The organism is Salinibacterium sp. 10G20-15, assembly GCF_057365065.1.
In genome coordinates, this window is the sequence record NZ_CP195118.1 from 1455462 (window position 1) to 1476464 (window position 21003).

Here is a 21003-nt window from a genome sequence, read left to right on the forward strand (position 1 = left end):
CTCTACGCTGTGCGTTCGGCTCGCAGCCGTGCTGCCGTAAACACGGCCGCGCTTGTGAGCACCGCTGCGACAGCCACCACTGCCGTTACCGCGGTGGGTTGCGAGATGAGATCACCAGAGAAGCGGGCCACGGCGACCCAGGCGAGGCCCCAGCTCAGGGAGAGCGAGGGGGCAAAGTGGGCGCGGCCGCGAGCAGCGAGAGCGATGCCGACGGATCCCGCGATAATGACCACGGCAACGCCCCACACATCTTGCGAAATCCCGAAGCCGTCGAAGCCGATGGCGTTCAACCACGCTGCGATGTTTGCGGCGGTGGCAACGCACACCCAGCCGAGGTAGAGGCCGATAGTGCCGTCGGTGATGATCGCATCCACCGCGCCTGCTGCCGGCAGTTTCACGGTGATTAGGTAGGCCCGAATGAGCACGACTAGCAGAAGGATGATCACGGGCACGCTGAGGGCGAGCATGTCGAACTGGATGGAAAGAATCCACGCAGCATTGAGCACAAGCGACGCAGCCACCCAGTAACCGACGCGGCGGTGCAGTTCGGTGGTGGTCTGTTTGGGGAGCATCTGCCAGACCGCGTACGCCACGAGCCCGAAGTAGATGACGCTCCAGATGGTGAAAGCGGAACCGGCGGGGGCGATCACTGTGGCATCAGCGCTTAGTGCTCCGCCGGCGACTTCTTGAACGGGGGTTCCCCCATACGCTCCGGAGCCGACGAAAGCTCCGATGAGGGCGAAGGTCGCGCTCGCCGCAACCGTGATCTGCCGGACTACATCTCTGGATTCGCGCATGACGTTCTCCTTCGGTTGAGTGCCAGCCTAGAACTCCCTGAGTGGAATTAGCCTAAGAATCGCTGAAATGTAGGTGTCGCTCAAAGGGGGAGAGCAAGCACGGTGAAGCGAGGCTCGTGACCGACGAGCTCGACTACACGGTACTGCGGCTGCCCTAGTGCGTGAAACCACCAAGAAGACTCGGCACCGCGAGGTTCACCAGCAGAATCACGCCCGTGAGGATCACAATCGACCCCACGACAACGAGTACAGCCTTGCCTAGAACGGTGACGAGGGAGATGAAGTTCATGCCTCAAGGTTACCGGAGTGGGTGGAGATATGGGGCGTGTGAACTAGAGCGAAACGGTGCGGAAGCCGGCGTTGCCCATCGAAGAGTCTGGTGTGTTCTGCGAGCGAGCCGAGTTGCGGTACCGGTTGCAGTACGAGATGTGGCACAGGTAGCTGCCGCCGCGCAGCACGCGAACGGTTCCGTCGAGCGGGCCGCCGGGGTTCGCAGTAGGGGAGTCGGACGAAAGCGTCGCGTAGTAGTTGGCGTCGTACCAGTCAGAGCACCACTCCCACACATTGCCCACTGTTTGGAAGAGTCCGTAGCCGTTGGGCTCGAAGCTTCGCACGGGCGCGGTGGTGAGATAGCCGTCGTCGAGGGTGTTGGTGCGGGGAAAATCACCCTGGAAGATGTTGGTGCGCCAGCCGCCGGCATCCATCTCTTCGTTGCCCCACGGGTACTTGGCCTGGTCGAGGCCGCCGCGCGAGGCGTACTCCCACTCGGCTTCGGTGGGTAGCCGCCGGCCAGCCCACGCGCAATAGGCTTGCGCGTCGTTGAAGCTGATGTGAACGACCGGATGATCGCCCAGCCCGTCAATCGAAGAGTCACGACCGCCTGGGTGCTTCCAATCGGCGCCGTTCACCCCGAGCCACCACGGAGCTCCCGCGGCACGACCCACAATGTCCTCCTCGGGAGCGGCGACAGCGAGATGGAACACGGCCGAATTCCCGAACGTTTCTGCCTCGGTGAGGTAGCCCGTGGCATCCACGAACCGGGCGAAGTCGTCGTTCGTCACGCTCGTGACGTCGATGGAGAAAGCGGCCAGGGAAACCGGATGCTGCGGCAGTTCGCCGTCGGCAGCATTGCGATCGCCCGACGAGTCGCCCATCACGAACGTTCCAGCGGGAAGGTGCGCTTGCGCGATGGTGTGACGGCCTGCGCTTGGCGCTAGCGAATCAGCAGCGGATGCCGATGCTTCGGATGCGGCCGGTGTTGCAGGTGCCGCGGTGAGCGGCATGCCGAGAGGTGCCGCCGCGCTGCGTTGCGGGGTGCAGGTGCAGGCGTCTCCGCAGCTCGATCGTGGGGCGTCATCCATCACCCCAGTCTATTTGCGGAGGGCGGCACCGCGAGCGGCCCTTTCTATTGCCCGCCAGACGAGACGATTTACGTTGACACTGCGTTCTATGACGACCTGCGCACTCGCTTCGGTTCCACCGGCGGTCCCCTCGCCGAAATGTACGTGATTGCTCACGAGTGGGCTCATCACATTCAGAACTCCACCGGCATCATGGAGGGGCTTGACCGTCAAACGTCAGGGCCGTCGTCTGATTCGGTTCGTCTCGAATTGCAGGCCGACTGCTTTGCTGGTGCCTGGGTGGGCGCGGCATCCACCATCACTACCGATGACGGTGTTACCTTTCTCGATCCGGGGGCCCATGCCCAGATCGCGGATGCTCTCAGCGCGGCCTCTGCGGTCGGCGACGATCGCATCCAGGAGTCAACGCAGGGTCAAGTGACCCCGAGACGTGCACGCACGGCTCAAGCGATAAGCGTCAGCTGTGGTTCACGACCGGGCTGGAGGGCGGGGGCCCATCGAGGGCGCTGCGCCGTGCAGGTTCTGCCCCCTGTCGCTCCGTTCGCCCCTGCCTTCGAAAATTCAGGAGATTTGCGCATGTACGCCTGAAGCTCTCTGAAGAAACCCGAACTTGTTGGTGGAGCGTTTCTGGATTTCCTGAATTTCCGTAGTGGTCAATGGGAACGTGGCGGGATAGCCACAACGAAAGACAGGAAAGAAAGAGGCCGACCGCACAAGCGAGCCCCGCAAAAGGAAAGAGCGACCGAAGTCTGAGCAGGGCGCGGATTACGTGGATCACAGCGTGAGCGGCGCGTGGAAGGCTCGAGGGCAAAAAAATGACCCTCGCCCGGTAGAAGCCCGGGAAAGGGTCACGTGGCTCCGACGGGCGTCGATCCCGTGACCTCACGATTTTCAGTCGTGCGCTCTACCAACTGAGCTACAGAGCCGTAAGAGTTTCCTCTTACTCGCAAAGGTTTCCCTTTGCTACAGAAAAAGCCCCTCCTTGCGAAGAGGCTTTCTGTTTTGCGACCCTGACCGGACTTGAACCGGCGACCTCCGCCGTGACAGGGCGGCGCGCTAACCAACTGCGCTACAGGGCCAAGCTATTAAATTCTGTGTGTGTCTGGTGACCCCAACGGGATTCGAACCCGTGCTGCCGCCGTGAAAGGGCGGTGTCCTAGGCCACTAAACGATGGGGCCTCGAAGTCACAGAACTTCTTAGCTACCGAGGGAAAAGCATACGGTGCGTTTCGCGATTTACCAAACTGAGAAGCAAACTGCCTGATATTTCTTGAAGCGCTTTTTCCAACAGGCTTAAATGTACCTGACTTTTGAGACGCTTGATACTACGTTCATTAAGTGGTTGAGACTTTTGCGCGGGGGGAGAAATGAAGGTTATGCATTCGAGTGGTGGAACGACGGCAATTCGAATGCGCCGATCTGTCGTTTTTCGGGCGATTGGCTTCGCCGCAGCTCTGAGCCTCGTCATTGGCGTGAGCGTCGTCGCCGGATCGAGCCAGGCGGCATTTGCCGACGACTACCCCACGTGGAGTGATGTCACCGAAGCTCGCAACGACGAAGCTGCCACCAAAAAGATTGTCGAGCGCATCAAGACCGCGCTCGTTCAGCTGGAAGCTGATGCCGAAGCCGCCCAAAAGAAGGCCGAAGAAAAGGGCAACATTTGGCAAGAGGCCGATACTAAGTACCAGGCCAAAGCAACCCAGACTGAGACCTTGCAAGAGCAAGCGGATGCCGCAAGCGCCGAAGCTGACGAAGCCGAGACACGCATCGGTGAGCTTGCGTCGCGGCTCGTGCGTGCCGGCGGTGGCGACGTGACCACAAGCTTGATCGCCAATTCGCAGGACGCTGACACTCTGCTCTACAACCTCGGTATGTCGTCGAAGATTTCGCAGCAGACATCCGCTTTGTTCGAGCGTGCTGTTCAAGCGCGCAATACGGCACAGTCGCTGACCGATGCCGCTGAGGTGGCTCGTGCTGAGCTGGAAATCCTCAAGATCGCGGCTGAGGAGGCGTTTGCAGAGGCGCAGGCCGCGGCTCAGGCTGCAGAAGAGGCGCTGGCTGAACAGCAAGAGCGCAAGATTGAGTTTGACGCTCAGCTCGCCGCCCTGACTTCTGCGCGCAAGGCTACCGAAGAGAGTTACTTGGAGGGCGTGCGCAAACGTGAAGCCGCCCGAGCAGCGGCAGAGGCTGCAGCGCAAGTTCCCAATTTGGATGCGGGTGAGATCAGCTTGAGTGGCTGGGCGCGCCCAGCCGGTGGCTACATCACCTCGGTGTATGGCTATAGCTCGAACTACGGTTCCAAATTCCACAAGGGAACCGATATTGGTGCGGGGTGTGGTGCGGGTATCTACGCGGCGTCGAGCGGCACCGTGGTCTATGCGGGTTACGGCTGGAACGGCGGCTACGGAAACTACATCATCCTTGAACATGCCGGCGGAGTACGCACCGCCTATGGTCACATCGTCGATGGCGGAATCAAGGTTTCCACGGGCCAGAGCGTCGCGGTAGGAACGCGTATCGCCAGTGTCGGTACCACCGGTAACTCGACGGGATGCCACCTGCATTTCGAGGTGCGCCCTCATGGTTGGGACACTACCGACCCGGTTCCGTACATGGCGAGTCAAGGTATTCGACTCGGCTAAAGCAGGCCCCAACGGGTCCGGCTTCGAAGTGCACTCCGGCTGCTGATCCGCGGGAACGCACCCGCTCTCGCTGCCGAAATTCCAGGGTGTCGTCGCGCGCTTCCCCCCCCCCCCCCCCCCCCGAGCCATCGTGCGGTTTTATCGCCTTGAACCCTGCATTCAACAAAAGGTTGAGACTTTTGGGCGGCATGTTGTTATTGTGGTCAATGTTATTCGTGTGACTAATGGCCATTAGTCTGCGCTCAATAATGTTTAGGGGAACAATTGAACGTCATGCATGCGAGTCGGGGGACCGCAGCAAAGCGCGCGCTTCGCTCACCATATTTTCGAGTGCTTGGTTTCGTTTCGGTGCTCAGTCTTGTTCTGGGTGTCAGCGTTGTCGCGGGAACCAGCGAGGCTGCTTTTGCCGACGACTACCCCACGTGGAGCGAAGTCACTGAAGCGCGAAACAACGAAGCGGCAACACAGAAGGTCGTCGACCGAATTAGAGCCGCGCTGGTAGAGATGGAAGCGCAAGCCGCTGCCGCTCAGAAAGATGCCGAAGAAAAGGGCAATCTGTGGCAAGAAGCCGACACAAAATACCAGGCTAAGTCAGCGCAGACAGAGGCTCTGCAGGAGCAGGCGGATACCGCTAGCGCCGAAGCCGACGACGCCGAGAAGCGAATCGGTGAACTCGCGGCACGTCTCGTACGGGTTGGCGGCGGAGACGTCACAACGAACCTTCTCGCTAACTCTCAAGACGCGGATGCCCTGCTCTACAACTTGGGAATGTCATCCAAGATTTCTCAGCAGACATCGGCCCTCTTCGATCGCGCTGTCCAAGCTCGTAATACGGCTCAGTCGCTGTCCGACGCCGCCGAGGTGGCTCGCGCGGAGCTGGAAGTGTTGAAGATCGCCGCCGAGAAAGCGTTCGAGGAGGCTCAAGCAGCGGCGGCTGCCGCGGAAGCAGCCGTAGCGGCACAGCAGGAACGCAAGGTCGAGTTTGAGGCCCAGCTTGCCGCTCTCACCGCCGAGCGCCAAGTGACGGAAGCCGACTATCAGGCCGGAGTCAAGAAGCGTGAAGCAGAGCGGATTGCCGCGGAGAAAGCTGCTGCTGCAAAGGCGGCTGCGGAGAAAGCTGCAGCGGAGAAAGCGGCTGCCGAGGCTGCTGCCCAAAACGGTGGCTCCAACGGTGGCTCCAGTGGCGGTTCAGGTTCGTCAAGCTCCAACGGCTGGACGAAGCCCGCCTACGGCTACATCACGTCGGTGTACGGCTACAGCTCGAACTATGGTTCCAGCTTCCACAAGGGCACTGATATCGGTGCGGGCTGCTACTCCAACATCTACGCGGCGGCCAGCGGGAAGGTTGTCTACGCGGGTTACGGCTGGAATGGCGGCTACGGAAACTACATCATCCTCGAGCACGCTGGCGGCGTTCGCACAGCCTACGGTCACATCGCGCCCGGCGGCATCAAGGTGTCGTACGGCCAGAGAGTGTCCGTCGGAGCAAAAATCGCCGAGGTCGGAACCACCGGAAACTCCACCGGTTGCCACTTGCACTTCGAGGTTCGCCCCAACGGCTGGGACACCACAAACCCCGTGTCATTCATGTCGGGCAAGGGCGTCAGCCTCGGCTAGAGCTGCTCTCGTCGGCACCGCACACCCGTCGAACCGTAGCGGGGCGCTGACAAGAAGCACCCGATCGCTAGACCCTTAAACGCCAATGGCGGATGCCGAAGCATCCGCCATTGATCGTGGAGCGCGGTGAGCGCTGAGAACTGCCTAGTGGCCTTCGGCCTTGAGCTTCTCGAAGCCAGCCTGAACGATTGCTTCCGCTTCAGCAGCGTCGCCCCAACCGTCGATCTTGACCCACTTGCCGGGCTCGAGGTCTTTGTAGTGCTCGAAGAAGTGCTCGATTTCCTTGCGCGTGAACTCAGGAACGTCATTCAAGTCCTGAATGTGCGACCAGCGCGGGTCCTTGGCCTGAACGCAAATGACCTTGGAGTCGATGCCGCCATCGTCGCTCATGTTGAGCACGGCAACCGGGCGAACCGAGATGCCAACACCGGGGAAGGTGGGGGCGTCGAGCAGAATCAGCGCGTCAACGGGGTCACCGTCGAGGCCCAGAGTGTTCTCGAAGAAGCCGTAGTCGGTGGGGTAGGCGAAGGTGGTGAAGAGAAAACGGTCGAGAAATACGCGACCGGTTTCGTGGTCAACTTCGTACTTGTTCCGGCTTCCGCGCGGAATCTCAACGACAACGTCGTATGCGGCCATGTAGCTGCTCCTAAGAAAAATGTGGGGTTGCTGCAATAACGTTACTGGATGCACTCCGAACGGCGCCCCCGTCTTACGCCCGCAATCGCTGATGTTCGGCGTGCAGTGCGCACCGCTCTGAGCGCGCTGCCTGCGTCGGCAGGTTCAGCGACAAGCGCAGAAGGCGGCCGGGCAGGCGATTCGGCGGCTGAGGCGGCGGAGCCCGCGGAGGCTGCACCGCTCGTTCTCGTTGCCCTCAGTGGCGGCCCTGACTCGCTCGCGCTGGCGGCCGCGACGGCCTTCGAAGCCTCCAAGGCGGGCCTGCGAGCCGGTGCCGTGATCGTCAATCACAACCTTCAAGACGGGTCAGCGGATGTCGCAGCCGCCGCCGCGCAGCAAGCACGCGACTTGGGGCTCGACCCCGTAGACATCCGCTCGGTTCTCGTTGGTGACGCCGGAGGCCCCGAGTCTGCCGCCCGTGACGCGCGCTACGCGGCGCTCGCCGCTGCCGCCGCCGAGCACGGCGCCATCCGGGTGCTGCTTGGACACACCCTCGACGATCAGGCCGAAACCGTGTTGCTCGGCCTCGCCCGCGGCAGCGGGGCTGGCAGCCTCAAGGGGATGGCTGTCGATACCGGCCAGTACGTGCGGCCGCTGCTCGCCATCGCGCGAACCACGACCGTTCAGTGCTGCGAAGACTCCGGAATCGTGGCGTGGAATGACCCGCACAACCTCGACACCTCGTACACGCGAGTGCGGGTGCGGCAGACCGTATTGCCGCTGCTGGAAAGCGAACTGGGGCCCGGCATCCGCGACGCATTAGTGCGAACCGCAGACCAAGCGCGCGAAGATGCCGACGCTCTCGATCATTTTGCCGAAGAAATGGCCGAAGATTTGGCCGAGATTTCGGAGGCCGGAATCTCGTTGCCGGTGCGCGCGCTCGCCGCTAATCCCGCCGCTCTTCGCCAGCGTTTAATTAGGTTGGCGGTGGCAAGCGAATTTCACGTGTCGCTCAGTCGCACCCACACTCTTCAGATCGCGCGGCTCGTCACCGACTGGAGGGGGCAGGGACCGATCGACGTTCCCGGCGTTAGGGTTGAACGACGAGAGAACCTACTCCACTTTTCGGCTCACAGTGAGGAACGCGATGCAGTTTAGCGATGTCGAAGGAGACCTCAGCGAGGTCCTTCTGACCCAGGAAGAGATTCACGAGAAGATCGCCGTGATGGCGCGTCAGATCGAGGCAGACTACGCCGGCGAGAAGCTGCTGCTGGTTGGTGTGCTGCGCGGAGCCGTCATGGTGATGGCCGACCTGGCTCGCGAACTCAGCCTGCCGCTCGAGATGGACTGGATGGCCGTCTCCTCGTATGGCGCCGGCACGCAGTCCTCGGGTGTCGTTCGCATCCTCAAAGACCTCGACAGCGACCTTGAGGGCCGCAAGGTGCTCATCGTCGAAGACATCATCGACTCCGGCCTCACGCTCTCGTGGCTGCTTGGCAACCTGCGCAGCCGTGGTGCTGCCTCGGTCGAGATTTGCACCCTGCTGCGTAAGCCGGATGCCGCCAAGGTCGAAGTGGATGTCAAGTACATCGGCTTCGACATCCCCAACGCTTTCGTCGTGGGCTATGGCCTCGACTACGCCGAGAAGTACCGCAACCTGCGCGGCGTCGCAGTGCTCGCACCCCACGTTTACGCGTAGGGCCGACTGAATGCGGGCGAAGGCAGCAATTGATCAGGCGACCGACGAGATTGTTGGTCTTTTTGAGAATCGGGTAGCCGAGCAGAAGGCCCCAGCAACGTTCTTCGCGGTCTTCGGGCCCGATGGAATTGTGCTGGAGGGCGGCTACGGCGAGAAGGTTCTCGGCGAGGGCAACGCTCCCGATCGCGACACGGTGTTCCGCATCGCGTCGTGCACGAAGAGCTTCACGTGCACGATGCTGCTGATGCTGCGCGATCGTGGTCAGCTCAACCTTGATGCGCCAATCACTGACTTCGTTCCCGCCTTCACCCCTCTCGAGCCCGCGGCGGCTCCCGTGACTCCGAGCGTGCGTCAGCTCATGACGATGTCGGCGGGATTCCCGACCGATAACCCGTGGGGCGACCGCGTAGAAGAAATGACGCGGGCCGAACTCGACGAGTTCATGGCGGCGGGCATCCGCTATTCGAGCACGCCAGGCACTCGTTTCGAGTACTCGAACCTGGGCTATGCCCTGCTCGGCGAAGTCATTGCCGAGATCACGGGTCGCCCTTACATCGAGGCGATTGCTGCCGAAATTCTCGAACCGCTCGGCCTTACCTCGACCCGCTTCGACGAAGACCCGGATGCCGATGTCGCCCTCGGCTACCGGCTCGCGAATGGGCAGTGGCAGGTTCAGCCATTCACTGGCCCCGGAGTCTTCTCGGCCATGGGTGGCTTGTTTTCTAGCGCGACCGACCTCGTGCGGTGGTCGCTGTGGCTCGCTGGTGCCCTCGATCCGGAGGACACCTCAGACGGACCGCTGTCTGCCGCTAGCCGCCGAGAACTTCAGCAGATTCAGCGCGCCGTGCCCGAGGGTATGTCGAAGGCTGCCGAGTTTTCCGAGCCGACCGCGCACGGTTATGGCTACGGCCTGTTTATCGATGAGGGCACGACGAAGATCGTGTCGCACTCGGGCGGTTACCCCGGCGTGAGCGCCCACATGCGCTGGCACGCGCCGACCGGGCTCGGCATCGTCGCGTTCGAGAATGGCACCTTTGCCGCATCCTCGATTCCTGCGACTCAGGCTCTGCAGGCTGCGCTCAACGCCTATGGCGAGCTGACGACGCCGGCTCCGGCGTGGCCCGAAACTCTTGCAGCGCGCGATGTGTTCGACGGGCTTGTTCGCCAGTGGGATACCCCCACCGCCGACGAGCTCGCCGCCGTGAACCTGGCGCTCGATGTTCCGTGGACAGAGCGCATCGCCGGGATCGCGAAAGCCATTGCCGAAGTGGGGCCGCTCACGAACGCTCCGCTCACGGACTTGCCGCGCACCCTCAGCGATACTCCGGCCGCCACGAACTGGACGATTGAGGGAGAGCGCGGGCGACTCAAGTGCCACATCTTGATGAGCCCGGAGCTTCCGCCGCGCGTTCAGACCTTCACCGTGACCGCGGAAAGCGAGTAGCGCAGCAGGCATCAGCGCTCGCCGCGACCATGGCTGCGTGCTGAGCAACCACAGCGGGGCCCAGAAGGCATTACGCCGAGGGAAAACACGCAGTCCGCTTGCAGCGCGATAACGGTAACCTTGCAGCACGTTTCTTCAGAGAGAGGTACTGGGTCACCCGACCCGGAACATCATGGATTTTAAGCGCATTTTTCGCGGCCCGGTCCCGTACATCATCATCGGTATCGCCGCCGTCTCGATCGCCGCGAGCCTGCTATTGAACGAGGGCTTCACGGAGGTCTCCACTCAAGAGGGCCTAGAACTACTTGAAGGCTCGACGGTTTCTTCGGCCACGATCATCGATGGGGAACAGCGCGTCGATCTCGAGCTCTCGAAGGCCGATGGAGACAACGGCACAAAGGTGCAGTTCTACTACGTCGCTCCGCGCGGCACGGAGATCGTTTCGGCCATCAACGGTGCCGACGTGAAGGAGTTCAACGACAAGGTTCCTCAGGAGAACTTCTTCGTTTCGTTCCTCTCGATCATGCTGCCGTTCCTGATCATCGGCATCATCTTCTTCTTCATCTTCAGCCGCATGCAGGGTGGCGGCGGCAAGGTCATGCAGTTCGGCAAGTCGAAGGCCAAGCTCGTGGGCAAAGACACCCCGCAGGCCATGTTCGCCGATGTCGCTGGTGCGGACGAGGCCATCGAAGAGCTTGAAGAAATCAAAGACTTCCTGAAGGAGCCGGCCAAGTTCTTGGCGGTTGGCGCTCGCATCCCGAAGGGCGTACTGCTGTACGGCCCTCCCGGAACCGGTAAGACCCTGTTGGCCAAGGCCACAGCGGGTGAAGCTGGCGTGCCCTTCTACACAATCTCTGGTTCTGACTTCGTCGAGATGTTCGTGGGTGTCGGTGCAAGCCGTGTTCGTGACCTCTTCGAGCAGGCCAAGCAGAACTCTCCCGCGATCATCTTCATCGATGAGATCGATGCTGTTGGTCGGCACCGTGGTGCCGGAATCGGTGGCGGTAACGATGAGCGCGAGCAGACCCTCAACCAGCTGCTCGTTGAAATGGACGGCTTCGACGCCACCGCCAATGTGATCTTGATCGCTGCAACCAACCGCCCCGACGTTCTCGACCCCGCGCTGCTGCGCCCGGGTCGCTTCGATCGCCAGATTGGTGTGGATGCTCCCGACAAGGGCGGCCGCAAGCAGATTCTCGAAGTGCACGCCAAGGGCAAGCCCATGGCCGAAGGCGTGGACTTGGAAGTTCTTGCTCGCAAGACACCAGGATTCACCGGTGCAGACCTCGCCAACGTGCTGAACGAAGCAGCCCTGTTGACCGCTCGCTCTGACGCGCAGCTCATCGACAACCGTGCTCTCGACGAGGCCGTCGACCGCGTGATGGCCGGACCGCAGCGTCGTTCGCGCCTCATGAACGAGAAAGAAAAGCTTGTTACGGCCTACCACGAGGGTGGCCACGCCGTGGCTGCCGCTTCGATGCGCAATAGCGACCCTGTCACCAAGATCACGATCCTTCCTCGCGGTCGTGCGCTTGGCTACACGATGGTCATGCCGCTGGAAGACAAGTACTCCGTATCGCGTAACGAACTGCTCGATCAGCTCGCCTATGCGATGGGTGGCCGCGTCGCGGAAGAAATCGTGTTCCACGACCCGACTACCGGCGCATCCAACGACATTGAAAAGGCAACCTCGATTGCTCGTCGCATGGTCACCGAGTACGGCATGAGTGCCAAGGTCGGTTCTGTGAAACTGGGCAGCGCCTCGAGCGAACCCTTCATGGGCCGGGATATGAGCTCGAGCCGGGAATACTCCGACGACATGGCCAAGCTCATCGACGACGAAGTGCGGTTGCTCATCGAGCAGGCCCACGACGAGGCCTGGCAGATGCTCAACGAGAACCGCAAGGTGCTCGACAAGCTTGCCCGCGAACTCATGGAGAAAGAGACGCTCGACCACGTTGAGCTCGACAAGATCTTCAAGGGAATGGCTAAGTTGCCCGAGCGCCCCCAGTGGCTTTCGAGCGATGCCCGCCCTGTGTCGCAACTGCCTCCCATCAAGGTTCCCAAGAAGAAGGTTGTTGACGCAGAGGCTGAAGCAACGGACGACGACAGCACACCATCGAAGCCGGCACGCACCCCACGGCCACGCAAGTCGCCGGGCGTAGCAACGGCCTAGGGGCAGCATGTCGATCGACCTCGCACGCATCGAAGCTGCGGTAGCCGAGATTCTGGATGCCGTAGGAGAAGACCCGAAACGGGCTGGCCTTACCGCCACCCCGGCTCGGGTCGCCGAGGCGTACGCCGAGTTCTTTGCGGGCAACGAGATCGACCCGCTCACGCACCTCTCCGACAGTATTGAGTTCACCGCCAAGGCAGACCACACTGGCGAACTCGTGCTGCTGCGCGATATCGAGTTCCGCTCAATGTGTGAGCACCACCTGCTGCCATTTTTGGGTGTAGCCCACGTGGCCTACATTCCGGATGAGCGCATCATCGGGCTCGGCAACATCGCTCGGGTGGTCGAAACGATTGCCGCTCGTGCGCAACTGCAAGAGCGACTGACCGAAGAAATCGCCGACGCTTTCGATGAAGGACTTTCGCCCCGCGGAGTGCTCGTGGTCGTGGATTCCGTGCACGGTTGTGTGTCGACCCGCGGCCCACGCCAAACGGCGAGCTCCACCGTGACTCTTGCCTCGCGCGGCGCACTCAGCGATCCCGTCGAACGCGCCGAAGTGATGGCGCTCATCGGTCGAGGGCGCGATGCGTAGAGCACCCCGCGTGACCGTTCCCCAGATCATGGGCATCCTCAACGTCACGCCCGATTCCTTTAGCGACGGCGGACAGTTCGAGCACGTTGATGCCGCCATCGCGCGCGGTGTCGAGCTGCGCAACAACGGCGCGGATGTCGTGGATGTCGGCGGAGAATCGACTCGCCCCGGCGCCGCACGGGTGTCGCCCACGCTCGAGCAGCAGCGGGTAATCCCGGTGATTAAGGCGCTCACGGCCGAGGGCGTAACCGTGAGCATTGACACGATGAATGCTGAGACTGCGCTCGCCGCGGCGAAGGCGGGAGCATCCATCATCAACGATGTCTCAGGCGGGTTAGCTGACCCCGAGATGTATCGGGTCGTGGCCGAAACTGACGTGATTTACATTGCTATGCACTGGCGTGGGCACAGCACCGAGATGGACCAACTGTCGCAGTACGACGACGTGGTCGCCGACGTGCGCAGCGAGCTGAAGGCACGATTGGCCGAGATGATGGTGTGGGGAGTGAAGCCCAACCGGGTGGTGCTCGACCCCGGTCTCGGCTTCGCGAAGAAGTCGCGCCACAATTGGGCGCTATTGGGGCGGATCGACGAGCTGACGTCTCTGGGGCATCCGGTGCTCATTGGGGCCTCGCGCAAAAGATTTCTTGCGTCGATGTTGCCGGCCGATGCGCCGCCCGCTGACCGAGATTTGGCCACCGCTGTCATCAGCAATGTTGCTGCCGAAGCGGGAGTGTGGGCCGTTCGTGTGCACGACGTTCCCTCGACCCAGATCGCACTTTCCGTGTATCGCGCCATGCAGAAGGGTAAAAAACGATGAATCCCGCACTGGACGAAATCACCCTCACGGGCCTGCGCGCCACCGCCTTCCACGGCGTCTTCGACCACGAACGTCGTAACGGTCAAACCTTCGTGATTGACGCGACCGTGTACCTCGACTTTGCCGCCGCAGCCAGCACTGACGACCTGGCCCGCACCATCCACTACGGCGAACTGGCCGAAAAGATTGTTGCCGCCGTCGAGAGCAATCCCGTTGACCTCATCGAAACCGTGGCCGAGCGCATTGCCGCCGTCGTACTCGCGCACGACGCCGCCGTGAGCACCAAGATCACCCTGCACAAGCCCGAAGCGCCCATCACCGTTCCGTTCGCCGACGTGTCGGTCACGATCACGCGCCACCGTGCAGCTCGCGCGCACACCGCGGGCTTCAGCGCAGCGCCGCAGCCGCTCTCATGATTCGCCAACAACGACTGCGCGTCGAACTTCCCGTGATGCTCGCCCTCGGCAGCAACCTCGGTGACCGCGAAACAACCCTGCGCGACGCCGTTCACGCGATCAACGCCATCGACGGCGTGACCGTGGATGCCGCCTCAAGTATCGTGCAGACGCCGGCGTTGAAACTTTCCGGCGTCGACCACTCGGCCCCGGCGTACCTCAACGCGGTCGTTTCTGCCCGCAGCGCGCTGGAGCCCCACGCCCTGCTCGCTGAGCTGCAGCGCATCGAAGCCGAGAACGGTCGCGTGCGCGACGAGCGCTGGGGTGACCGCACCCTCGACATCGACATCATCTCGTTTGCTCATCTCCAAGTGGATGACGAACTGCTGACGATCCCGCATCCGCGTGCCGCTGAACGGGCCTTCGTTCTCGTGCCCCTGCTGCAACTCGACCCGCACGCAGACTTCGCCGGGGTTGGCGCTGCCGCCGAGTTCTTGAGCGCGACCGTGAACGACGCCACCGAGTTTGAGGCGGCACCCCTGTGGTAGCCCGTACCTCCGCAGCGCATTTGATCGCGGTAGCAGCGGCAGGTGCAGCCGTCGGCTGGCTGCTTGAAGTGCTGCTCACGGCATCCGGAAACCCCGTCGTGCTGCCATCGATCTCGCTGGCTGTTTCGCTGTTTCTCATTGCTGCGATTGTTGTTGCCTTGGCGGTGCCGGTCTACCGGTCGTCTCGGGGGCTGCGTAACGAGCGGGTAAACCCGTTCTATGCGCTGCGGGTAGTGGTGCTTGCGAAAGCATCCAGTTTCTCGGGCGCGCTCTTGGGGGGCGCCACGCTTGCCATCGCGTTTTATCTGTTGAGTCGCACAGTTTCTCCGGGAACCGGAACGATTGTGACGAGCTTTGTGGTTTCCGGCGGCGCGGTAGTCTTGCTGATCGCGGGACTGGTTGCTGAACGTTTGTGCACCATTCCGCCTGATGACGACGACCCGTCGTCGCAGCGTCCGATGGACCCTCAAGGAGCAGCGTGACTGAGCGACTCGACCTTCCCGACGCCGAGTGGCGCGGAGTTTCCCGCAAGTACGCGTTCGTCGAAGTTGGTGGACTACTCATCGTGGGCATCATTCTCGCCATTGCCACCTCGATCCCCACCTTCGTGAGCGGCATCACCTGGCTTGCGGCAATCCCCATTTCGCTCGGCATCATCTTTCTCATCAACATTGCTCTAACTCCTCGTCGCGTTCGTGCCATCGGCTACATGCTGCGTGAGGATGACCTCGTCTTTCGTCGCGGACTGATGTTCCGCCGCGTGGTTGCAGTGCCGTACGGGCGCATGCAGCTCGTAGACATCAACCGCGGACCCCTCGATCGCGCCGTTGGCCTCAGCGAACTCAAGTTTGTGACGGCAGCGGCATCCACCGGAGTCGTCATTCCTGGCCTGCCCGAGCAGGATGCTGAGGAGTTGAGAGACACGCTCGTCGCCCTGGCTGAAAGCCGTAGGGCCGGACTGTGAGTGATCCGCGCGAACCCGGCGAGACCGCTGAGCCCGCCCTCCCGTCGGAGCCCGCCGCCGGGCCCGCGGTTGCGCTCACGGTTCCCGAGAGCGCTCGCCGCCTTGCCGACGGTGAATGGCACCGACTGCACCCGGCGACACCGTTTTTGCGTGGCGGTATCGCGTTCGTGGCGATTATTGGTGTCATCGTTGTCAATGCGCGAGATTTCTTCATCGATCGCGTTTTTGGGGGCGGTTGGGAGTTTCGGCTTCTCGAACGCTTCGCCGACTCGAGCCTTATTCTCTTAGCCATTCTTGCCGTGCTGGTCGTCTTGCTGCTGAGCGTCGGCGGCTTCTACCTGTCGTGGCGGATGCACACCTTCCGCATCACCGATGAACTCGTTGAGGTGCGCAGCGGTATTGTGTTCCGCACCAACCGTCGCGGCCGTCTCGACCGTATTCAGGGCATCAACATCTCGCGCCCGTTCTTGGCTCGGCTGTTCGGAGCAGCCAAGCTCGAAGTGAACGTGGCCGGTCAAGACGCGAACGTTGAGCTGGCCTACCTCGGCTCGGCGGGCGCGGATGATTTGCGCCTTGCCATCTTGCAATTGGCGTCGGGAACGCGCGCCGCAGAGGCGGCCGCAGCGACCGCCGTTGCTCCGGCCGGAGTCGGAGGGCTTGTCGAGTCTCGCGTGAACGAGTTGCTGGCACCTGAGCTTGACCCTCACGCGGCCCCGCCTGAGTCGATCGTGCGAATCAGTATCTCGCGGCTCATTGGATCGCTCGTGCTGAGCGAGGCGACCGTGATCGCCGTGCTCGTCGGCATCGGTATCGTCACGACGGTGATCGTCACCGGCGAGTATGGCTGGATTTTTGCTCTGCTCCCTGGTCTTCTCGGTCTCTTCGGCTTTCTGGCGTCGAGGCTGACACGCTCGTTGCGCTACTCGATCGCGTCTACGGATGACGGCATCCGAGTCGGGTATGGCTTGCTATCGACGACCAACGAGACACTGCCGCCCGGTCGTATTCACGCGGTCGAGGTATCGCAACCGCTGTTATGGCGCGCTGCCGGGTGGTGGGAAATCAAGATCAACACCGCGTCGCAAGCGGCGAGTTCCAGCGGTGCGACCGCGAAAACCACCCTGCTGCCGGTCGGCGACATGAACGACGTGCACCGCGTGCTGCAGCTTGTACTGCCGAGCCTCGCCGACGAGGCATCGCGCGAGTTGCTTGAAGCGGGCCTCGCCGCCGGTGCTCACGACGATGCCTACGTCACATCGCCCAAACGCGCAGCGATCTTGCGTTGGTTCTCGTGGCGTCGCAACGGCTTCGTGCTGATCTCGGATGCCGTGGCACTGCGTAAAGGGGCTATCTGGCGTTCGCTCGTGCTGGTGCCTCAAGCACGTATGCAGAGCGTCAGCATGAACGAGGGTCCGCTGCTGCGCCGCATGGGCCTTGCAGAGCTGCGTGTTCACACTGTTGCGGGCCCGATCTCGGCCACGATTGGTGCGCTGGACCGCGGCGATGTTGTGCGCTTCTTCGACGAGGTCGCGCACGCCGCGGTGCACGCTGCCGGCGTCGACACTAGCCACCGCTGGCGTAGTACTGCTGCTGCACCCTCGGCACCCTCCGAAATCTCCGAAACCCCGGCAACCCCCGAAACCCCCGAGGATCACGCGTAATGGCCCAGGCAGCAGGCCGGCTTGGAATCGGCATCATCGGCGCGGGCAAAGTGGGCCCGATTCTGGGCGCAGCACTCGCGGGCGCAGGCCATGCCATCGTCGGCATCGCGGCATCCTCCGAACGCAACGTGGAACGGGCGAGCGCGATCCTTCCTAAGGTTCCCGTGCTCGACATCCCGACTCTGGTGGAGCGCAGCGAGCTCGTGATTCTGGCGATTCCCGAGGGCGAGATTGAAATGTTCGCCCGCGGCCTTGCCGATGCTGGAGTCTGGCAGCCGGGACAACTCGTGCTGCACACGGCGCCCGGGCTCGGCTATCAGGCCTTGGCGCCTGCGCTCGAGTCCGGGGCGATTCCGCTCGCCGTGCATCCGGCCATGGTGTTCACGGGAACGAGCCTCGACCTCACCCGCCTGCACGAAACGTATTGCGCCGTCAGCGCGCCCACCCCTGTGCTGCCGATCGCCCAAGCGCTTGTCGTCGAGATGGGCGCCGAGCCGATCGTCATCGCCGAAAGTGAGCGTGCTGCGTGGGCCGAAGCGGTGAGCACAGCGACGAGTTTCTCGGCCGCCATCGTCGGTCAATCCTTAGATTTGCTTGCTAGCGTCGGGGTGGATGCCCCTTCTCGCGTCTTGGGTCCGCTGCTGCGTTCCTCGGTTGAGAGTGCGCTCGCGCGTGCCACAGCGACTAGCATCGATGTTTCCTTGCTCGACCCCGAGCCGAGGCCCCATTCACAGGAGGACCCCTCGTGAGTTCACACCCCCGCCCGCAAGTTATCGAGACCGTCGCGGGTATGCGCGATGTGGTGGCGCACGAGCGCGCCGCTGGCCGCACCATCGCTTTGACGCCCACGCTCGGCGCTCTTCACCAGGGTCACCTCGCTCATGTTGAGCGTGCCGCCGAGCTCGCCGATGTGCGCATCGTTTCGATCTTCGTGAACCCTACGCAGTTCGGTGCCAACGAAGATCTCGACAAGTATCCCCGCACGATGGAGCAGGATCTCGACATGCTCGGCGAGAGGGGTGTTCCCTACGTCTTCGCGCCCAGTGTGGAGGAGATGTACCCGAAGGGGCCGACCTCCACCACGATTTCGGCCGGCCAGATCGGAACGATGTTCGAGGGCAAGTCGCGCCCCGGCCACTTCGACGGCGTACTCACGGTTGTCGCGAAGCTGCTCGCCATCACGAGTCCACAGTTCGTTACCTTCGGCCAGAAGGATGCCCAGCAGCTCTTTCTCGTTCGCCGCATGATCACCGACCTCAACATCCCGGTGCAACTCGAGATCATCGAGACCGTGCGCGAAGAAGACGGCCTCGCCCTCTCGAGCCGTAACCAATTCTTGGATGCCCACCAGCGCGAAGCGGCATCCATTCTGTCGACCGCATTGAACGCGGCGACCTCGGCCGCCGACAGTGGCCTTGATGCCGTCATCGCTGCCGCACAGGGGGCGCTCATGGGGGAGTCGGGCGTCGAGCTCGACTACTTCACCGTCGTCGACACCGACACCTTCATGCCGGTACCCGATGGCTACCGTGGGCCGGCTGTTGCCCTCGTCGCTGCCCGCGTGGGGGAGACCCGTTTGATCGACAACGCGACCCTCTACGTCGGCTAGTTTTCGCCCGTAGTTCGGGGCGCGACAGCGCGTCGCTATCCCGGCTACGATTGAAGGCGTGAATGACGCTGCTAACGCCCCCGAGCCCACTGAGGCCGAAGTTTCTGAGCAAAAAGCCGTTCGGTTAGAGAAGCGTCAGCGACTCATCGATTCGGGCGCTGAGGCATACCCGGTTGGCGTCGCTATCACCACGAGCATTCCGGCCGTGCGCGAGAAGTACCCGTCGCTTGAAGCGGACGAGACCACCGGCGATGTCGTCGGTCTCGCGGGCCGTATCGTGCACCTTCGCAACACGGGCAAGCTGTGCTTCGCCGCACTGCAGTCTGGCGATGGTCAGCGCATCCAGGTCATGGTTTCGCTTGGTGAAGTGGGCGACGAGTCGCTCGCGCTGTGGAAAGAACTTGTCGACCTCGGTGACCACCTCTTCGTGAGCGGTGAGGTTATCTCCAGCCGCCGCGGTGAGCTTTCTGTCATGGTCAAGGAGTGGAAGATTGCGGCCAAGGCCGTTCTTCCCCTGCCCAACCTGCACTCCGAGCTGAGCGACGAGCAGCGCGTTCGTAGTCGCTTCCTCGACCTCATCGTTCGCGACCAGGCTCGCTTCACGGTGCGGGCTCGCGCCAAGGTCAACGCCAGCCTGCGCGCCACGTTCGCCGCGCACGACTACCTCGAAGTTGAAACGCCGATGCTGCAGACGATGCACGGTGGAGCATCCGCTCGCCCCTTCGTGACGCACTCCAACGCCTTCGACACCGAGCTGTACTTGCGCATTGCTCCTGAGCTGTTCTTGAAGCGTGCCGTTGTCGGTGGCATTGAGCGTGCCTTCGAGATCAACCGCAATTTCCGTAACGAGGGTGCCGACTCCACGCACTCGCCCGAGTTCGCAATGGTCGAGGCGTACCAGGCCTACGGCGACTACAACCAGATGGCCGACCTCACGCAGGAGCTCGTTCAGAACTCCGCCGTAGCCGTCACCGGCTCGACGCTCGTCACGCTTTCGGACGGCACCGAGTACGACCTTGGCGGTGAGTGGGCGCGCATCTCGATGTACGACTCCCTCAACGAGGCAGCCGGCCTGAGCATTACGCCGCAGACCTCCGCTGACGAGCTGAAGGTGCTGGCGGATGCCGTCGGCATCGAGGTCGCCCAGCCCACCCACGGCAAGTACGTCGAAGAGCTCTGGGAGCACTACGTGAAGCCGGGCCTCGACCGCCCGACCTTCGTCATGGACTTTCCCGTCGACACGAGCCCGCTCGTGCGCGACCACCGCACCATCGACGGTGTCGTGGAAAAGTGGGATCTCTACGTTCGCGGCTTCGAGCTGGCTACCGGCTACTCCGAGCTTGTTGACCCCGTTATTCAGCGCGAGCGCTTCGTGGAGCAGGCTCTCCTCGCGAGCCAGGGCGATGTCGAAGCCATGCGCCTCGACGAAGACTTCATCCGCGCTCTGGAGCACGGCATGCCCCCGACCGGTGGAATCGGTATTGGCGTTGACCGCTTGCTGATGGCCATCACGGGCCTCGGCATCCGCGAAACCATCCTCTTTCCGCTGGTTAAGTAAGCACGACAATGGCTGACCCAGTGCCCAACGAGACGCCGGATGCGGCTGAGTCTTCGACGAAGTCGACGATCACCCCCATGCGCATTGCGCTCTGGGTGCTCGTAGCGGGCGCCGGACTGTTCATGGTGCTGACCGGCCTCGTCGGTGTACTAGTAAAGGCTCAGTAGTGGATCGCAAATCATCGCGCCTCATCATGACTGTGACTCTCGTGGGACTTGTCGTGCTCATCGCCATCGTCACCCTCGTCAACGGTTAGGCTAGAAACGTGCCTCAAGAATTCTGGTCGAATGCGATCTTCTCCGTCATCCCGACGATTGCTGTTGGCGCGATTTTCTGGTTCGTCATGGCAGCGATCATTCGCTCTGACCGTACCGAGCGCAGCAGCTACGCCAAGATCGAGGCTGAAGAGCGCGCCAAGCTGGCCTCCCGGCCCAGTGAAGCCAACCCTGCGGGTACGCCGCAGTCCTAGTCGGCTCACGGCAGAAGCTGCCGGCGCCTGCCAGTT

General features: G+C 62.4%; 22 protein-coding genes, 3 tRNA genes and 1 pseudogene. 19 read left to right on the top strand and 7 right to left on the bottom strand.

Annotated elements, in window-relative coordinates:
• Positions 1-2: 2 nt before the first annotated feature.
• The 3 genes from ACR3YK_RS06915 to ACR3YK_RS06925 form a co-directional block, all read right to left on the bottom strand.
• Positions 3-797 (bottom strand): tryptophan-rich sensory protein, encoded by a 795-nt coding sequence (locus ACR3YK_RS06915; RefSeq protein ID WP_486174200.1) that lies wholly within the window; start codon positions 795-797, stop codon positions 3-5.
• Positions 798-951: 154 nt separating this feature from the next.
• Positions 952-1086, bottom strand: coding sequence for a hypothetical protein (locus tag ACR3YK_RS06920; protein ID WP_486174201.1), 135 nt, complete (start codon positions 1084-1086; stop codon positions 952-954).
• A gap of 43 nt (positions 1087-1129) precedes the next feature.
• Complete coding sequence (locus ACR3YK_RS06925) at positions 1130-2158, bottom strand: formylglycine-generating enzyme family protein (RefSeq protein ID WP_486174202.1); 1029 nt, start codon at positions 2156-2158, stop codon at positions 1130-1132.
• Between the two features lie 27 nt (positions 2159-2185).
• Between ACR3YK_RS06925 and ACR3YK_RS06930 the strand changes: the two are divergent.
• A pseudogene (locus ACR3YK_RS06930) lies at positions 2186-2649 on the top strand (neutral zinc metallopeptidase); the annotation flags it as partial.
• Positions 2650-3011: 362 nt separating this feature from the next.
• Here ACR3YK_RS06930 and ACR3YK_RS06935 read toward each other — a convergent pair.
• The 3 genes from ACR3YK_RS06935 to ACR3YK_RS06945 form a co-directional block, all read right to left on the bottom strand.
• Positions 3012-3084: transfer RNA gene (locus ACR3YK_RS06935), tRNA-Phe, on the bottom strand.
• Between the two features lie 79 nt (positions 3085-3163).
• Positions 3164-3237: transfer RNA gene (locus tag ACR3YK_RS06940), tRNA-Asp, on the bottom strand.
• Positions 3238-3261: 24 nt separating this feature from the next.
• Positions 3262-3337, bottom strand: a tRNA-Glu gene (locus ACR3YK_RS06945).
• Between the two features lie 230 nt (positions 3338-3567).
• Here ACR3YK_RS06945 and ACR3YK_RS06950 point away from each other — a divergent pair.
• Positions 3568-4800: a peptidoglycan DD-metalloendopeptidase family protein gene (locus ACR3YK_RS06950; RefSeq protein ID WP_486174203.1), complete on the top strand. Its 1233-nt coding sequence runs from the start codon at positions 3568-3570 to the stop codon at positions 4798-4800.
• A 273-nt stretch (positions 4801-5073) separates the two neighbouring features.
• The gene (locus ACR3YK_RS06955) at positions 5074-6417 is read left to right on the top strand and encodes a peptidoglycan DD-metalloendopeptidase family protein (RefSeq protein WP_486174204.1); all 1344 of its coding nucleotides are present in this window, start codon (positions 5074-5076) and stop codon (positions 6415-6417) included.
• A gap of 144 nt (positions 6418-6561) precedes the next feature.
• Here ACR3YK_RS06955 and ACR3YK_RS06960 read toward each other — a convergent pair whose 3' ends face one another.
• The gene (locus tag ACR3YK_RS06960; RefSeq protein WP_100388079.1) at positions 6562-7053 is read right to left on the bottom strand and encodes an inorganic diphosphatase; all 492 of its coding nucleotides are present in this window, start codon (positions 7051-7053) and stop codon (positions 6562-6564) included.
• Positions 7054-7101: 48 nt separating this feature from the next.
• Here ACR3YK_RS06960 and tilS point away from each other — a divergent pair, with 48 nt between their 5' ends.
• The 16 genes from tilS (at position 7102) to ACR3YK_RS07040 (ending at position 20967) form a co-directional block, all read left to right on the top strand.
• Positions 7102-8190, top strand: a complete 1089-nt coding sequence (tilS, locus tag ACR3YK_RS06965; protein WP_486174205.1) for a tRNA lysidine(34) synthetase TilS — start codon at positions 7102-7104, stop codon at positions 8188-8190.
• Entirely contained in the window at positions 8180-8731 is a 552-nt protein-coding gene (hpt, locus tag ACR3YK_RS06970) for a hypoxanthine phosphoribosyltransferase (protein ID WP_486174206.1), read from the top strand. Before tilS ends, hpt begins: the two co-directional genes overlap by 11 nt.
• A 10-nt stretch (positions 8732-8741) precedes the next feature.
• Positions 8742-10175, top strand: a complete 1434-nt coding sequence (locus ACR3YK_RS06975) for a serine hydrolase domain-containing protein (RefSeq protein ID WP_486174207.1) — start codon at positions 8742-8744, stop codon at positions 10173-10175.
• Between the two features lie 172 nt (positions 10176-10347).
• On the top strand, positions 10348-12351 hold the full coding sequence (gene ftsH, locus ACR3YK_RS06980) for an ATP-dependent zinc metalloprotease FtsH (protein ID WP_486174208.1): 2004 nt from the start codon (positions 10348-10350) through the stop codon (positions 12349-12351).
• Between the two features lie 7 nt (positions 12352-12358).
• Positions 12359-12943, top strand: coding sequence for a GTP cyclohydrolase I FolE (gene folE, locus ACR3YK_RS06985; protein ID WP_486174209.1), 585 nt, complete (start codon positions 12359-12361; stop codon positions 12941-12943).
• A gap of 28 nt (positions 12944-12971) precedes the next feature.
• Positions 12972-13763 carry a dihydropteroate synthase gene (gene folP, locus ACR3YK_RS06990; RefSeq protein ID WP_486176386.1) on the top strand — a complete coding sequence of 264 codons (792 nt, stop codon included), beginning with the start codon at positions 12972-12974 and terminating at the stop codon, positions 13761-13763.
• On the top strand, positions 13760-14179 hold the full coding sequence (gene folB / locus ACR3YK_RS06995; RefSeq protein ID WP_486174210.1) for a dihydroneopterin aldolase: 420 nt from the start codon (positions 13760-13762) through the stop codon (positions 14177-14179). Before folP ends, folB begins: the two co-directional genes overlap by 4 nt.
• Positions 14176-14706: a 2-amino-4-hydroxy-6-hydroxymethyldihydropteridine diphosphokinase gene (folK, locus tag ACR3YK_RS07000; RefSeq protein WP_486174211.1), complete on the top strand. Its 531-nt coding sequence runs from the start codon at positions 14176-14178 to the stop codon at positions 14704-14706. Before folB ends, folK begins: the two co-directional genes overlap by 4 nt.
• Positions 14700-15188 carry a DUF3180 domain-containing protein gene (locus ACR3YK_RS07005; RefSeq protein WP_486174212.1) on the top strand — a complete coding sequence of 163 codons (489 nt, stop codon included), beginning with the start codon at positions 14700-14702 and terminating at the stop codon, positions 15186-15188. Before folK ends, ACR3YK_RS07005 begins: the two co-directional genes overlap by 7 nt.
• The gene (locus ACR3YK_RS07010) at positions 15185-15670 is read left to right on the top strand and encodes a PH domain-containing protein (protein ID WP_486174213.1); all 486 of its coding nucleotides are present in this window, start codon (positions 15185-15187) and stop codon (positions 15668-15670) included. Before ACR3YK_RS07005 ends, ACR3YK_RS07010 begins: the two co-directional genes overlap by 4 nt.
• Positions 15667-17331 carry a PH domain-containing protein gene (locus ACR3YK_RS07015; RefSeq protein ID WP_486174214.1) on the top strand — a complete coding sequence of 555 codons (1665 nt, stop codon included), beginning with the start codon at positions 15667-15669 and terminating at the stop codon, positions 17329-17331. The genes ACR3YK_RS07010 and ACR3YK_RS07015 overlap by 4 nt, the downstream gene beginning before the upstream one ends.
• Positions 17331-18080, top strand: a complete 750-nt coding sequence (locus ACR3YK_RS07020; protein ID WP_486174215.1) for a DUF2520 domain-containing protein — start codon at positions 17331-17333, stop codon at positions 18078-18080. The genes ACR3YK_RS07015 and ACR3YK_RS07020 overlap by 1 nt, the downstream gene beginning before the upstream one ends.
• A complete protein-coding gene (gene panC / locus ACR3YK_RS07025; protein WP_486174216.1) occupies positions 18077-18940 on the top strand; it encodes a pantoate--beta-alanine ligase in 864 nt (287 codons plus the stop codon). The genes ACR3YK_RS07020 and panC overlap by 4 nt, the downstream gene beginning before the upstream one ends.
• 58 nt (positions 18941-18998) lie before the next feature.
• Positions 18999-20498 (top strand): lysine--tRNA ligase, encoded by a 1500-nt coding sequence (lysS, locus tag ACR3YK_RS07030; protein ID WP_486174217.1) that lies wholly within the window; start codon positions 18999-19001, stop codon positions 20496-20498.
• Between the two features lie 8 nt (positions 20499-20506).
• Positions 20507-20665 carry a hypothetical protein gene (locus ACR3YK_RS07035; protein ID WP_486174218.1) on the top strand — a complete coding sequence of 53 codons (159 nt, stop codon included), beginning with the start codon at positions 20507-20509 and terminating at the stop codon, positions 20663-20665.
• A gap of 98 nt (positions 20666-20763) precedes the next feature.
• Positions 20764-20967, top strand: coding sequence for a hypothetical protein (locus ACR3YK_RS07040; RefSeq protein ID WP_486174219.1), 204 nt, complete (start codon positions 20764-20766; stop codon positions 20965-20967).
• Positions 20968-21003: the final 36 nt, after the last annotated feature.

Excerpts from the sequence above, each read along its gene's own strand:
- ACR3YK_RS06920 (WP_486174201.1), bottom strand. The coding sequence starts at position 1,086 with ATGAACTTCATCTCCCTCGTCACCGTTCTAGGCAAGGCTGTACTCGTT.
- ACR3YK_RS06950 (WP_486174203.1), top strand. The coding sequence starts at position 3,568 with ATGCGCCGATCTGTCGTTTTTCGGGCGATTGGCTTCGCCGCAGCTCTG.
- hpt (WP_486174206.1), top strand. The coding sequence starts at position 8,180 with ATGCAGTTTAGCGATGTCGAAGGAGACCTCAGCGAGGTCCTTCTGACC.
- ftsH (WP_486174208.1), top strand. The coding sequence starts at position 10,348 with ATGGATTTTAAGCGCATTTTTCGCGGCCCGGTCCCGTACATCATCATC.
- folE (WP_486174209.1), top strand. The coding sequence starts at position 12,359 with ATGTCGATCGACCTCGCACGCATCGAAGCTGCGGTAGCCGAGATTCTG.
- folP (WP_486176386.1), top strand. The coding sequence starts at position 12,972 with ATGGGCATCCTCAACGTCACGCCCGATTCCTTTAGCGACGGCGGACAG.
- tilS (WP_486174205.1), top strand. The coding sequence starts at position 7,102 with ATGCACTCCGAACGGCGCCCCCGTCTTACGCCCGCAATCGCTGATGTT.
- ACR3YK_RS06960 (WP_100388079.1), bottom strand. The coding sequence starts at position 7,053 with ATGGCCGCATACGACGTTGTCGTTGAGATTCCGCGCGGAAGCCGGAAC.
- folB (WP_486174210.1), top strand. The coding sequence starts at position 13,760 with ATGAATCCCGCACTGGACGAAATCACCCTCACGGGCCTGCGCGCCACC.
- ACR3YK_RS07035 (WP_486174218.1), top strand. The coding sequence starts at position 20,507 with ATGGCTGACCCAGTGCCCAACGAGACGCCGGATGCGGCTGAGTCTTCG.
- ACR3YK_RS07020 (WP_486174215.1), top strand. The coding sequence starts at position 17,331 with ATGGCCCAGGCAGCAGGCCGGCTTGGAATCGGCATCATCGGCGCGGGC.
- ACR3YK_RS06975 (WP_486174207.1), top strand. The coding sequence starts at position 8,742 with ATGCGGGCGAAGGCAGCAATTGATCAGGCGACCGACGAGATTGTTGGT.
- ACR3YK_RS06955 (WP_486174204.1), top strand. The coding sequence starts at position 5,074 with ATGCATGCGAGTCGGGGGACCGCAGCAAAGCGCGCGCTTCGCTCACCA.
- ACR3YK_RS06925 (WP_486174202.1), bottom strand. The coding sequence starts at position 2,158 with ATGGATGACGCCCCACGATCGAGCTGCGGAGACGCCTGCACCTGCACC.
- ACR3YK_RS06915 (WP_486174200.1), bottom strand. The coding sequence starts at position 797 with ATGCGCGAATCCAGAGATGTAGTCCGGCAGATCACGGTTGCGGCGAGC.
- folK (WP_486174211.1), top strand. The coding sequence starts at position 14,176 with ATGATTCGCCAACAACGACTGCGCGTCGAACTTCCCGTGATGCTCGCC.